Origin of the sequence: Chryseobacterium oryzae (genome assembly GCF_022811665.1) — a bacterium.
GTDB lineage: Bacteria > Bacteroidota > Bacteroidia > Flavobacteriales > Weeksellaceae > Chryseobacterium > Chryseobacterium oryzae.
This window is the reverse complement of sequence record NZ_CP094529.1, coordinates 278943-292687: the sequence shown is the minus strand read 5'-3', so window position 1 is coordinate 292687 and position 13745 is coordinate 278943. Positions and strand designations below refer to the sequence as shown.

Here is a 13745-nt window from a genome sequence, read left to right as displayed (position 1 = left end):
CTTTAATTTTATTCTAATTCAAAAGGGTCGTAGGGAAAAGGTTTTGATTTAACAACTATCGGTGAACCATCCTCGTTTAAAGCTTTACCATGAAAGGCACCCGGATTATCGTGATACGTTTTTTCTACCTCTCTAAACTTTGCTCTGCTTATTTTCAGGATCTCTTTATCGTTTCGTAGATAAATATCCATTGGTTTTTTATCAATTCCAACTGCTGTAAAATGATATTTATTTTGTGAATCTTCAAGATCTAAAATTAAACCCGGCAATCCTTCAAAAACATACGGTCCGTTGTTTATGGGGATTTCTGTTGTGTACCAAGCGACAAATTCTCTTCCTCTATATTTTACGGTTGCCTTTTTACAGTTGTAATCAAGAATTTTTTTCGATTCGTTATGAAGTTGCCACTTAAATTCAGGCTGAAGTTCTTCATATTCGTATTTTGTTTTATATCTTTTTTGATAAATAACTTTTTTATCGATTACAGATTTTAAACTTTCTGTTTCCCATAAAGGATTATACATAAAAAGCTGATTCATTTCTTTCGTACTGACACTTTCGAGATGAGAAAATTTTTCAAACAAAGAATCTTTCTGTAATGTTTTTGTGTCGCTGAACTTTGAATAGTTTTCGCCAATTTGTAAAACACACAATCCTTCTCTCGGATTTTCAGAAATTTTTGCGTCTTTTAAAAATTTAAACTGATAATAAATATTAAGATTGCTTTTCTCAAAAACCTTTGCACTGTAAGATGTTGCTTTCATCGAAAAATCACCGATAATTTTAGTTTGCTGGGCAGAAATTAAAGTCATGCAAAAAAATAATACTGAAATAAAAACCTTCAACATATAATATAACTTTATACACAAAAGTAAGATGAAAAATTAATTCGTTCTAATTTATTGTCAAAAAAAAACACTTCGGTGTGATAAATTATTTAAACTAGCTAAAAGAAATTAAGTAAAATCTTTTACCACGCAAAGGTTTTAATTTTAAGCGTATTATTTTAAGGAGCAAATAATGGCGACAAAGTCGCTGATGAAGCTTGAATAAAAAAGCTTATTTCTTTTGTTTTAACAGCCACTCTTCATGCTTTCTTTTAAAAAACTCATGCTTATAATCCTGATTTCTTTGAGCCGCATCTATAGAATGTGAAGTATGGATGTCTTCATCTTTCTCTGCGAAATCTGCCAATTTTTCGTAGTAACAATGTAGCTGATCTAATTCTTTTTCGGTAAGATCCTCAATATCTACAATTCGGTTGCTAGCTTTTTCGTTTGCGGCAAGCAATTCATTCAGCTTTATCTGGATAGCTTTAGAATCTTTATTCTGTGCTTTTTGAATGAGGAAAACCATGAGAAAAGTAATAATCGTTGTCCCGGTGTTGATGACAAGTTGCCATGTTTCTGAATAATTAAAAACCGGTCCCGAAACGGCCCAAATAATGACAATAAGTGTGGCTCCTATAAAAGCATAAGAACTTCCGGTAAATTTTGTTGCCCAATCTGAAAATCGTTCAAATATACTTTTGTCTGACATATATTTTGTTTTTATTATGCTGTTAAATGTACATAAAAACTTTATACAATTCCTTTGCCTTTTATTAACTTCGAACTTATATTTCCAAAACTTTGTAAAAGTTATTTTTAAAATATAAAAAATCCCTCTTCTTTCGAAAAGGGATTTAATAATTAATGTGTAGCTAAAAACTTCCATCTTCCGACTTCAGTCTTCAAGCTCATTTATCACACTTTAATTTCTACGTCAACTCCTGAAGGAAGTTCTAATTTCATTAGAGCATCAACAGTTTTAGAAGAAGAAGAGTAGATATCCATTAGTCTCTTGTGAGCTGATAATTGGAACTGCTCTCTTGCTTTCTTGTTTACGTGCGGAGATCTCAACACTGTGAAGATTCTCTTGTTCGTTGGCAATGGAATAGGACCGTTTACAACAGCACCGGTAGCCTTTACCGTTTTTACGATTTTCTCAGCAGACTTGTCTACCAAGTTGTAATCGTAAGATTTTAGTTTTATTCTGATTCTTTGTGACATTTCTTTAATTTAAAAATTAACCTTTTGCTTTAGCTATGATTTCTTCAGCAACGTTTTGTGGAGTAGCTTGGTACTTCTCTAATTCCATAGAAGAAGTAGCTCTTCCTGATGAAAGTGTTCTTAGAGTAGTAACATATCCAAACATTTCAGAAAGTGGAACAGAACCTTTGATTACAACAGCACCGTTTTTCTCTTCCTGACCACTGATAGTACCTCTTCTCTTGTTAAGGTCACCAATGATGTTACCCATATATTCTTCCGGAGTTACAACTTCCAGCTTCATAATAGGCTCCATAATTACTGGCTTAGCAGCACGTCCCGCTTCTTTAAATCCTAATTTAGCAGCCATTTCAAATGAAAGAGCATCAGAATCCACCGCGTGGAAAGATCCATCTTTAAGAGTAACTTTAATACCTTCAACTTCGAAACCAGCCAATGGACCGTTCTTCATTGCAGCTTTAAAGCCTTTTTCAATTGCAGGAACAAATTCTCTAGGAACGTTACCACCTTTAATCTCATTGATGAATTCTAAACCAACTTTACCTTCGTCTGCAGGTCCTAGTTCAAATACAATGTCAGCAAATTTACCTTTACCACCAGATTGCTTTTTGTAAACCTCTCTGTGGCTAGCAACTTTTGTTAAGTTTTCTTTGTACTCTACCTGAGGTTGTCCTTGGTTTACTTCAACCTTAAACTCTCTCTTCATACGGTCTACAATGATATCCAAGTGAAGCTCACCCATACCAGAAATGATCGTTTGTCCAGAAGCCTCATCAGTTCTAACTGTAAAAGTAGGATCTTCTTCAGCCAATTTAGCTAGAGCGTTACCCATTTTATCTTGGTCAGCTTTAGTTTTAGGCTCAACAGCGATACCGATTACAGGATCAGGGAAAACCATCGATTCTAGAACGATTGGGTTTTTCTCATCACACATTGTATCACCAGTTTTGATAGATTTGAAACCTACCGCTGCACCAATATCACCAGCTTCAATATATTCTACTGGGTTTTGCTTGTTAGCGTGCATCTGATAGATTCTTGAGATTCTTTCTTTATCTCCTGAACGAGTGTTCAAGATATAAGAACCAGCATCTAATCTTCCAGAGTATGCTCTGAAGAATGCTAATCTTCCCACGAATGGGTCAGTAGCAATTTTGAATGCCAAAGCAGAGAAAGGCTCATCTACAGATGGTTTTCTTGTGATTTCAGCATCAGTTCTTGGGTCAGTACCTTTGATATCATCTTTATCCAATGGAGAAGGCAAGTATTTACATACTGCATCCAACATAAACTGTACTCCTTTATTCTTGAATGAAGAACCACAAGTCATTGGGATAATAGATAAATCGATAGTAGCAGCTCTCAATGCAGCATTGATCTCTTCTTCTGTAATTGAATCCGGATCTTCGAAGAATTTCTCCATCAAAGTTTCGTCATATTCAGAAACAGCTTCTACTAATTTCTCTCTATATTCAAGAACTTCATCTTTCATGTCTTCCGGAATTGGAACTACTTCGAAAGTAGCACCTTGTCCAGCTTCATCCCAGATGATCGCTCTGTTTTTAATTAAGTCTACAACACCTTTGAAATCTTCTTCAGCACCGATTGGTAAAACGATAGGAACTGCGTTAGATCCTAACATATCTTTAACCTGGTTTACCACGTTAAGAAAGTCAGCACCTTGTCTGTCCATTTTGTTTACAAATCCCATTCTAGCAACTTTGTAGTTGTCAGCAAGTCTCCAGTTTGTTTCAGACTGAGGCTCTACTCCATCTACTGCGGAGAATAAGAATACCAATCCATCTAATACTCTTAAAGATCTGTTTACTTCTACAGTGAAGTCAACGTGTCCCGGTGTATCGATGATGTTGAAGTGGTAAGGTTTTGTATCTGCAAGAGGTTTTCCTTGATCTGTTGGAAAGTTCCAAGAACAAGTAGTTGCAGCTGAAGTAATAGTAATACCTCTTTCTGCTTCCTGCTCCATCCAGTCCATTGTAGAAGCACCATCGTGAACCTCTCCAATTTTATGGTTTACACCTGTATAGAATAAAATCCTTTCTGTAGTGGTGGTTTTACCTGCATCAATGTGAGCAGCAATACCGATATTTCTTGTAAATTTAAGATCTCTTCCCATTTCAGATTAGAATTTGAAGTGTGAGAAAGCCTTGTTAGCTTCCGCCATTTTGTGAGTATCAGATTTCTTTTTGAAAGCAGCACCTTCTTCTCTAGAAGCCGCTACAACTTCGTTAGCTAATTTCAAAGCCATAGACTTATCATTTCTAGCTTTAGAATATTTGATTAACCATTTCATCGCCATAGAAATTTTTCTATCTGCTCTGATTGGCATTGGGATCTGGAAGTTAGCACCACCTACTCTTCTAGAACGTACTTCTACGTGAGGCATAACGTTTGTTAATGCATCTTTCCAGATTTCTAGTGATGTTTTTTCTGTATCTCCTTTTTTAGTTTCTACGATATCTAATGCATCATAGAAAATTTTGAATGCGATTGATTTTTTACCATCAAGCATCAAGTTGTTTACGAATCTTGTTACCAATTGATCATTAAACTTCGGATCTGGTAACAACGGTCTTTTTTTCGCTTTTGTCTTTCTCATTGTTTCTGTACCTTATTTAATGATTATTTTTTCTTACCTTTTGCAGGAGCTGCAGCAGCTTGTCCTGGTTTTGGTCTCTTAGCTCCGTACTTAGATCTTCTTTGTGTTCTTCCATTTACACCAGCGGTGTCTAATGCACCTCTTACGATGTGGTAACGTACTCCCGGTAGGTCTTTCACCCTTCCGCCTCTTACCAATACTATCGAGTGCTCTTGAAGATTATGTCCTTCGCCCGGGATGTAGGCGTTAACTTCTTTACCGTTAGAAAGTCTTACCCTTGCAACTTTTCTTAGTGCAGAGTTTGGTTTCTTCGGTGTAGTAGTATATACTCTCGTACATACACCACGTCTTTGTGGACAAGAATCAAGGGCAGCCGATTTGCTCTTCTTGGCAAGCGTGGCTCTTCCTTTTCTTACTAATTGTTGAATAGTAGGCATTTAATTGCTTTTTATTTTAGGGTGCAAAAATAATAATATTTTTTTAATTAACAAGCAGTTATAAAAATAAAAGTAAGTTAGTTGCATAAAAATTAATACAATGATAAAATTCCAAACTAAAATTATGAATCTGAATATTAATCGAATTTTATCTGAGATGTGTACAGAACTTTCGATTTGTCTTGAACACTATCATTCATCAGCCATTTGATTTTCGGATTCAATGTTCCCACAATATTTTCCTTAATAGTCCCTTTTTGCTTGTTAGTATGCTTATAATAAAAAACTTTATCAATCCCCAAAATTTGGTATGATGTTATAGTTTCAATATGCTTTTCATTGTTATATAAATATTTCTTGTCTTTAAATTTTACCATTTGAGGTTCTATTTTACTTTTATTTTTCAAATAATCATCTGCATCTTTTAAATTATAAGCCACAAGAAAAACAAAAAAGAAGCATGAAATTCTCCAGAGATACTTATCTGAATTTACATTTTTAAAATACAAAATGAGAAATGAGAAAAAAACACAGATATTTGCAGCAGCCATCATTCTTACATTCATTTCCTCAATTTGCTGAAACCACCCGGAAATTAATAAAGCAAAAGCATAGATACAAGACATCAACCATAATAGTATATGAAAATAGTATAACGAATCGTTTTTAGCTTTTCTGAAAAATTGAAGTAAGTAAGCAAATATCACTACATCTATTATAAAAATAAGAAATTGAAATGCCATACTTGCAAAACTCACAGAAGATGGCTTTATTCCGATAAATGGGTCTACCACATTCATAACTCCAAGAATACTCCTTATTATATCAATAGGTAGGCTTGTCATAGACACTCCCCGCAAATTCTCGCCAGTAAAAGTTCCAAATACTAAATAATTAAACAGCAGATAAGAAAAAATTCCCGTTCCGGATAGAACTCCAAAAAGCATCAATGGTTTAAAATAGAATGCTTTTCTTATTTTGAAAAACATCAGCGCAAAAAATAACAGAAAAGATGCATATATATAGATTCCCGAATACCTTACAGAAAACATTACTATTAAAATAATTGAAGCCATTACCGCATTCTGAAAGCCTCTATTTTTTTTAGCAAAAATCTGATGCAGAAAATAAAAAAGAAAGTACAGCAGAAAAATAAACGGACCTTCCGACATCGCTTGGAGAAATACAAAAAAAAATGTTTTCCCTGTAAACAGCAAAACAGTTTCCCGAAAATAAAATTTACTGAAATAAGAAAAACTCAGAATACCGATAACAAAAAGAATATTCAGAATTTTTGAAGCCCAAAACCAATCGTGTACAACATTATATAAAACCCTCAACAATATAGGATAGCCCAACGGAAAAAGATTGGTTTCAGGATTTGGCAAATCTGCTGCGATACCAAAATAAGAAAGACTGTCGGCTCCAATCCCGCCATTTGAGAAGAAAAAAGGCTGCAAAAAATAGACAATTACTATTATTACGGCTAGAATTTTATATTTAAACATCCTTTACTTATTAATTTTTCACAATAATAAGAAATCTAAATGGTACCTTTTTCAAAAATTTATCAATAGCCAACATCTATCGGGCAAACCCATATTTCGGCATAATATTTCCTGTTACTGTCGCAAATAAATAAACTTATGAAAAACGCTAACATTATCGGCCTTAAAGAACAGGACTGTCAGGAAATTTCAGAAAAGCTCAACATCCTTTTGGCTAATTATTCCGTATTTTATCAAAACACAAGAGGTTCTCACTGGAACATTAAAGGAGAACAGTTTTTTACCCTTCATCCAAAATTTGAAGAACTTTACAACAGCTTGGTATTGAAAATTGATGAAATTGCAGAAAGAATACTTACTTTGGGTGCTACTCCGGCTCACAATTATTCAGACTATCTTCAGGTATCTACCATTAAGGAAAGCAAAGAAGTAAGCAATGGAAATAAAAGCGTGGAAATTATCTTAAATTCTTTCAAAGTGGTAATAGATTTACAGAGAGAACTTTTAGAACTTACAGAAAAGGCAGGAGACGAAGGAACAAATTCTCAAATGAGCGACTATATTACAGAGCAGGAAAAAGAAGTATGGATGTACAACTCTTACCTTGGCAAATAATATTATCGCATAAAATTAAAAAATCACCTAAATTTGGGTGATTTTTATTTATAATAACTAAATTTGCGTATAAATTACACAATAATGAGCAATGTACTTCTAAATTCGATTCTCGACAACGATTTCTATAAAATAACCATGCAGAATGCCGTGGTAAAACTTTTCCCTAGTTCTGTGGTAAAGTATGAATTTATCAACAGAGGCAAACATCAATTCCCTGAAGGATTTGATGTGGCATTAAGAGAAGCCGTGAACAAAATGGCAGAACTCAGGCTTACGAAAGAAGAGAAGAAATTTATGGCAAGAACCTGCCCATATATAGATTTACCGTATTTAGACTTTTTGGAAGGATATCATTATGATCCTTCTGAAGTAAAAATTCAACAAGACGGAACAGAGCTTTCCGTAATCGTGGAAGGACTCTGGTACAGAACAATTTTGTGGGAAGTACCATTATTATCTTTAATAAGCGAACTTCATTACGAAATGAATCACATGGAAAGAGATTCTAACGAAGTCGTTATGAAAAGAACTCTAGACAAAGCAGAATCTCTAAACAACTTAGGCGTTACTTTTGCAGAATTCGGAACCCGAAGAAGACACTCTTATAAAGTACAGAATTTGGTAATGGAGGCTTTAACTAAAAATAAACGCTCTACATTTATCGGAAGTTCTAATGTTCATTTTGCCATGAAATACGGAGTAAAACCAATTGGAACACACGCTCACGAATGGTTCATGTTTCATGCAGCAGAATACGGATTCAAAATGGCAAACCAACTGGCTTTAGAACATTGGGTAGATGTTTACCGCGGAGATTTGGGTGTTGCTCTTTCAGATACATACACTACAGATGTCTTTTTCCAACAGTTCGACAAAAAATTTGCTAAACTTTTCGATGGCGTTCGTCACGACAGCGGAGATCCTTTAGAATTCGCAGATAAAACGATTGCCCACTACGAAAAACACGGCATTAACCCATTATTCAAATACATTATTTTTTCCGATGGTTTAAATCTCGAAAAAGTTGAAGAAATCACCAATTATTGCAATGGAAAAATCGGAATTTCTTTCGGAATCGGCACCAATCTCACGAATGACGTCGGCTTAAAACCAATGAACATTGTTATGAAATTAATTGGTGTTCAATCGATTAACAAAGAATGGATTCCTACCGTAAAACTTTCGGATGAACATGGTAAATACACAGGAGATCCTAAAATGATTGAACTTGCGAAAGAATTCTTAAGAATTAAAGATTAAATTTTATTGGGGCGCCTTTATCCGCCCTCCGTTCCCGCTTTTTTGTTATTGCGAACAACGAAGGTCATCAGATTAAAATTCTCGTGTATAGCAATAGCAAAAAGAGCTCCACTAAGGTCGGGGCGTATACAATTCAACGGTAAATAAAAAAACATAACATTTTTCAGACCTCGAAGGCTTATCAACCTTTGAGGTTTTTTTGTGGAAAAGAAAAATTTTCTAAGACTACTTTCTTTCGTAATTTTGAATAATGGAATTTCTATATCTTTTCGTTGGAGTAATTTTAGGCTTTATTGTAGCCTATTTTTTAATAAAATCAAATTCAGTTTCCAGAAAACAATTTGATGAACTTCATACTATCAACATTCAGAACCAAGCCAATCTTAATCATCTAAATTTAAAAATACAGGAGCTAAACCAAACGGTTTCGCAGGAAAAAGATATCAATCTTCAGCTTTCAGATCTTTTAAGTGATCTAAAAACCGAATTTGCAAAAGTATCAGCAGAAAATACTTTTCTTAAAAACCAAAAAGAAGAAACAAAAAAAATTCAGGAAGAAGGACAACTTCAGTTCGAAAATTTAGCAAACAGAATTTTAGAAGAAAAAACCGAAAAATTCACTGTTTTAAATCAAAATAACCTTAAAAATATTCTAGAACCCTTTCAGGAAAAAATAAATGACCTTAAAAATCGGGTTAATGAAGCTTATGAAAAAGAAAACAAAGAAAGATTTTCTTTAGCGGAAAAAGTAAAAGAACTTGCTTTGCTTAACCAACAGATTTCGGAAGACGCAAAAAGACTTACCAAAGCCCTGAAAGGCGAAAGTAAAACCCAGGGAAACTGGGGTGAAATGATTTTGGAAAGCATACTGGAAAAATCCGGACTGGTAAAAGGCAGAGAGTATTTTCTGGAACACGAACTTAGAGATGAAGACCATAAAGCCATTTTTTCAGAATTTTCAGGCAAAAAAATGCGTCCCGATGCCGTTGTAAAATATCCCGACGAAAGAAATGTAATTATAGATTCTAAAGTTTCTCTTACCGCTTTCACAGAATTGGTAGATGAAACCGATCCTGAAATTTATCAGATTAAAATCAATCAGCATTTATCTTCCGTAAAAAATCATATTAATCAGCTGAGCCAAAAAGCATACGACGATTACGGAAAATCTCTGGATTTTGTAATGATGTTCATCCCAAGTGAGCCGGCTTATATTGCAGCGATGCAAGCAGATCAAAACCTCTGGAATTTCGCTTATGACAGGAGAATTTTACTGCTCAATCCCAGTAATTTAATCACTTCACTCAAACTGATAGCAGATTTATGGAAAAGAGAATATCAAAACAGAAATTCTATAGAAATAGCCGATCGTGGAGCGAAACTGTATGATAAATTTGTTGGTTTTGTAGAAAATCTGGAGAAAGTGGGAAAAAGTCTGGATCAGGCAAAGAATATTTACAATGATGCCTACAAGCAACTTTATACCGGAAATGATAATCTTGTAATTCAGACTCAAAAATTAAAGGCTCTAGGAATTAAAAATAAAAAAGAACTCCCGCAAAGCCTAGTCGAAACAAGAGAAAATTTGCCCGAAAACTCGGAAGAATAATCTGCATTCCTTACAGCAGACCAATAAGACTTTTTGTTAACAGCAAATTTTACCTAATTTTGCAGCATGTTAATAGAAAGCTTTCAAAACGAAAAAGTAAAATATATTTCTAAACTTCTTACAGACAACAGATTTAGAAAAAAATCTGGTTTTTTTGCGGTAGAAGGACAGCAGGAAAACGAACGTGCCTTAAAATACAATTTTGAAGCTGTAGAATTTTACATTTGCGAACAGATATTCCAAAAAGATTTACCCAAAGGGAAAATCCATTTAATCAGCGATAAAGTGTATGAAAAAATAGCTTATCGTGGTACCTCAGAAGGAATTATCGGCGTTTACAAAACAAAAGAAAGCCAATTGTCGGCATTTATCCCAAAAGATAATTCCACTATTATTGTTGTGGAAGGTGTGGAAAAACCCGGAAATTTAGGAGCAATTCTCAGAAGCTGCGAAGCATTTGGAATAGATGCATTAATTGTATCAGATGGGAAAACAGATTTTTTTAATCCCAATGTAATTCGTTCAAGCGTTGGATGCCTTTTCGGAATGGAAGTTTTTCAGGCAGAAAATCAGGAAACAGTGGATTTTCTTCACAAAAATAAGTTCAATATCTATACAACAATTATGGATAATACTTCCGAAGATCTTTATACTAGAGATTTTAAGCAGAAATCTGCAATTTTATTCGGAACAGAGCATTCCGGATTGAGCGATTTTTGGGTGGGAAAAGGCAAAAACACTCTTATACCGATGGCAGGAAGTATAGATTCTTTAAATCTTAGTAATGCTGTTGCAATTACCTGTTATGAAACTTTAAGACAGAAAAAATCTTAATGATTATACTTGATTAATTAAATTGCACAACCAGAAAAATTTAAAACTGTAAACAACAAAAAAACCGCTTCGTAAACGAAACGGTTCTTTTATTTTAAAGTTGGAGTTAATTATTTCTTAACTTCTTCTTTTTTAACTTCGTTTTTCACTTCAGTTTTAACTTCTTCTTTAGCGTTTTTAGCTTCAGTTTTAACTGAATCTACAGCAGCGTTAGCGTTAGTTTTGATAGAATCTACAGCAGCAGTTTTAGTAGAATCGATAGCGTTAAGAGTAGAATCTCCTTCAACTTTTAAAGAATCTGTTTTAGTTTCTGTAGCATCACCTTTTTTACAAGCAACTAAAGAGATAGCAGCGATAGCAGCTACGAATAATGACTTTTTCATAATCAATTAAATTTAATTTTGTTAATATTGTTTTTTAAAATCTTTTTCTCTGTTCGGTTATTTGAACAAGACAAAGGTATAGCAGATAGAAAGTTTGTTTATGAAAAATAATTGTAATACCTTTGTAAAACAGTTTTACAATTAATTATAACTGAAAATCAATATTTTAACTACTTTTTGATAAAGTGACCGATTTAGAACTATTACATTTTGAAGAGCTGAAAAAGGATGTTCAGGCTCAATATTTAAAAGATCATTCCCCATCTTATGATGATATTTCTAAATGGAAGGGGATTGATATCATATATTTTCAGGAAGATTTGCGAAAAAAAGCAAAAGGAAACATCAGCGAAAAATCTTTTTACACCTATTTCAAATCTTCTCCCGTTACCAAACTTCCGAGAATAGATATGCTCAATTTATTGAGTATTTATGCGGGATACAGCTCGTGGTATGAATTCAAGAAAAAACATCTTTTTGCTGATGAAATTCTTACAGAAGATAAGGATTTGAATGATGACGAGCTTCAGGAATTGGAGAAAACAATTTCCAGTGCCTTAAATCTGCCAGAACCTGATCAAACCCCATCAAAAATCATCAAAATCGAGGCTAAAAATGATGATTTACAAAATAACAATTCTGAAAATCAAATAATTAAAGAAAAAAACAATTCTCAGGAAAACAGTTTACAATCGTTAAAAAAAGAGCCCAAAAAGAACTATCAAAAAGCAATATGGATTGCGGCAAGCTCGATTTTTATTGTTTTAGCCGGACTTTTAGGATTTAAAGATGAAATTTTTCAAAAAACTTATACTTACTGTTTTACGGATGCCGATAGAAATCTGAGTGTACAAAGAGATATTGAAATTAAAGTTATTAAAGAAAACGAATCTCCTATTTTCTATAGAATTAAGCCTGGAGAGTGCTTTGTATATCCTTCAAAGGATAAAAACCTTAAAATGCAAATCAGTTCTACCGTTTACGAAAACTTAGAAATCAATAGAAATCTCGAAAACGCTCCAGAAAAAGAAACGATTGCTTTAAAACCAGACGATTATAAAATGGCGGTCTACTATTTTTCTATTAAAGACATCCAGGGAGCCAATACCGAAGAATTGATAAAGCAAAAAAGAAAACAGCTGGAAAGCCGCATTAGCAATGACGCAGTGATTACTCAGGTGTATGACAGTGATATCTACGGTGTTGAAACACTCGATAAGCAGAAATATATTACTCTTGTAACCACACCAACCACTTCTTTAAAGAATCTGAAGTTGATTGAAATGAAAAAAGATAAAGGAAAAATTGTTTCGATAAAATTTAAAATCTCTAACAATGAAAACAATCAGTAAAATTTTGTTTTTCAGCATAATTATTGGCTTAGCTGCCCTTTCCTGTGTAAAAAAAGAAACGGAATCTCTAAGCGATCTCCAAAAGCTGAGAAACACCAATAACAGAATTGTGCAAATGGACAGTGCACAGGCGATTAATACTATTACTCAACAAAAAATTCAGGAAGTTTTGGATTTGTCTGCGCTATATTTATCTGGAAATAGAAATACCGAAATAGATACCGCAATTTATTCTCAGATGGAAAAATACTTCCAGAAACCAGATTCTTTAACCTTTAAAGACCTTTTTAAAGAGCTGGAAAGTCTTAAAGTAAAAAAAGCGATGGTAAACTCTATTAATGTATATCAGCAAATAAAAAATAAGGATACTCTAAATCTTGCAAAATTTAATGTAGAATATTTTGACAACCAAAATAAATCGATTGGAATTTTTGAAAGAAATGCCCAATATACTTTAGTATCTAAAGAAATTCAGTTTAAAAAAGAATTCAAATTTTATTTTACGAATTTTTATTTTAAGCCTAAAAAAGACAGCACTTCGGTTGGTGTCACCAAATAATCTAAGGGAATATCTTCTTCTCTCACATCATCAATCATATCTTCGGGGTTAAAATAATTAACTCCGATTTTTTTTGAGGTAGAAGAAATATTTTCAAAAAAAGCATCATAAAATCCTTTTCCGTAGCCAACTCTATTTCCCGCCGAATCGCAGTATAATAGTGGCGTAAGAACATAATCAAAGTCTAGAACTCCAGAATCTATGGAAGAAACCGGTTCGGAAATACCCCAATGATTTGTTTCAAAAGCGGTGTTTTCGAAAATTTCCACAGAAATAAGATGCTCTCCTAATACTTTCGGAACGAAAACCCTAATTGCATTTTGCAGACAGTAATCAATAAAAAATTCGGTTTTAACTTCTTTAAATTTATCAATCGGAATAAACAAATGAACTTTATCTCCGGGCTTCAGCTGAAAATAACCCTGAAAATTCTTAAAAATATCATTAGAAAACGATAAAACCTCATCTTTCGACAAGGTTTTTCTTTTTTCCATATATTTTTTTCTAAGATCTGCTT

The 13745-nt window shown here is 33.6% G+C and carries 15 protein-coding genes; 6 read left to right on the top strand and 9 right to left on the bottom strand.

All coding sequences use genetic code 11. The features are described from left to right. Nucleotides 1-8: 8 nt before the first annotated feature. The 7 genes from MTP08_RS01320 to MTP08_RS01290 form a co-directional block, all read right to left on the bottom strand. Entirely contained in the window at nt 9-812 is an 804-nt protein-coding gene (locus MTP08_RS01320; RefSeq protein WP_243576748.1) for a GLPGLI family protein, read from the bottom strand. Between the two features lie 247 nt (nt 813-1059). Then, on the bottom strand, nt 1060-1539 hold the full coding sequence (locus MTP08_RS01315) for a low affinity iron permease family protein (RefSeq protein ID WP_243576747.1): 480 nt from the start codon (nt 1537-1539) through the stop codon (nt 1060-1062). 206 nt (nt 1540-1745) lie between these two features. Next, nucleotides 1746-2051 (bottom strand): 30S ribosomal protein S10, encoded by a 306-nt coding sequence (rpsJ, locus tag MTP08_RS01310; protein WP_002661363.1) that lies wholly within the window; start codon nt 2049-2051, stop codon nt 1746-1748. 16 nt (nt 2052-2067) lie between these two features. Continuing rightward, nucleotides 2068-4185, bottom strand: a complete 2118-nt coding sequence (gene fusA, locus MTP08_RS01305; protein WP_243576746.1) for an elongation factor G — start codon at nt 4183-4185, stop codon at nt 2068-2070. A gap of 6 nt (nt 4186-4191) precedes the next feature. After that, a complete protein-coding gene (gene rpsG, locus MTP08_RS01300) occupies nt 4192-4668 on the bottom strand; it encodes a 30S ribosomal protein S7 (protein ID WP_072997610.1) in 477 nt (158 codons plus the stop codon). A gap of 23 nt (nt 4669-4691) precedes the next feature. Further along, nucleotides 4692-5105 (bottom strand): 30S ribosomal protein S12, encoded by a 414-nt coding sequence (gene rpsL, locus MTP08_RS01295; protein WP_002983146.1) that lies wholly within the window; start codon nt 5103-5105, stop codon nt 4692-4694. 137 nt (nt 5106-5242) lie between these two features. Next, entirely contained in the window at nt 5243-6613 is a 1371-nt protein-coding gene (locus MTP08_RS01290; protein WP_243576745.1) for a hypothetical protein, read from the bottom strand. A 138-nt stretch (nt 6614-6751) separates the two neighbouring features. Here MTP08_RS01290 and MTP08_RS01285 point away from each other — a divergent pair, with 138 nt between their 5' ends. The 4 genes from MTP08_RS01285 (at nt 6752) to MTP08_RS01270 (ending at nt 10934) form a co-directional block, all read left to right on the top strand. Beyond that, entirely contained in the window at nt 6752-7228 is a 477-nt protein-coding gene (locus MTP08_RS01285) for a Dps family protein (protein WP_243576744.1), read from the top strand. 84 nt (nt 7229-7312) lie between these two features. After that, on the top strand, nt 7313-8491 hold the full coding sequence (pncB, locus tag MTP08_RS01280) for a nicotinate phosphoribosyltransferase (RefSeq protein WP_243576743.1): 1179 nt from the start codon (nt 7313-7315) through the stop codon (nt 8489-8491). 250 nt (nt 8492-8741) lie between these two features. Continuing rightward, nucleotides 8742-10100 (top strand): DNA recombination protein RmuC, encoded by a 1359-nt coding sequence (locus MTP08_RS01275; protein ID WP_243576742.1) that lies wholly within the window; start codon nt 8742-8744, stop codon nt 10098-10100. A gap of 66 nt (nt 10101-10166) precedes the next feature. Then, on the top strand, nt 10167-10934 hold the full coding sequence (locus MTP08_RS01270) for a TrmH family RNA methyltransferase (protein WP_243576741.1): 768 nt from the start codon (nt 10167-10169) through the stop codon (nt 10932-10934). A 110-nt stretch (nt 10935-11044) separates the two neighbouring features. Here MTP08_RS01270 and MTP08_RS01265 read toward each other — a convergent pair whose 3' ends face one another. Further along, nucleotides 11045-11317: a hypothetical protein gene (locus tag MTP08_RS01265; RefSeq protein WP_209390026.1), complete on the bottom strand. Its 273-nt coding sequence runs from the start codon at nt 11315-11317 to the stop codon at nt 11045-11047. A 185-nt stretch (nt 11318-11502) separates the two neighbouring features. Between MTP08_RS01265 and MTP08_RS01260 the strand changes: the two genes are divergently transcribed. Together MTP08_RS01260 and MTP08_RS01255 are read left to right on the top strand one after the other, a co-directional pair. Next, nucleotides 11503-12669, top strand: a complete 1167-nt coding sequence (locus MTP08_RS01260) for a hypothetical protein (RefSeq protein ID WP_243576740.1) — start codon at nt 11503-11505, stop codon at nt 12667-12669. Beyond that, on the top strand, nt 12653-13228 hold the full coding sequence (locus MTP08_RS01255; protein WP_209390021.1) for a hypothetical protein: 576 nt from the start codon (nt 12653-12655) through the stop codon (nt 13226-13228). The genes MTP08_RS01260 and MTP08_RS01255 overlap by 17 nt, the downstream gene beginning before the upstream one ends. Here MTP08_RS01255 and MTP08_RS01250 read toward each other — a convergent pair. Continuing rightward, entirely contained in the window at nt 13180-13722 is a 543-nt protein-coding gene (locus tag MTP08_RS01250) for a 5-formyltetrahydrofolate cyclo-ligase (RefSeq protein ID WP_243576739.1), read from the bottom strand. The two genes, MTP08_RS01255 and MTP08_RS01250, sit on opposite strands and share 49 nt — an antisense overlap. Nucleotides 13723-13745 lie beyond the last annotated feature (23 nt).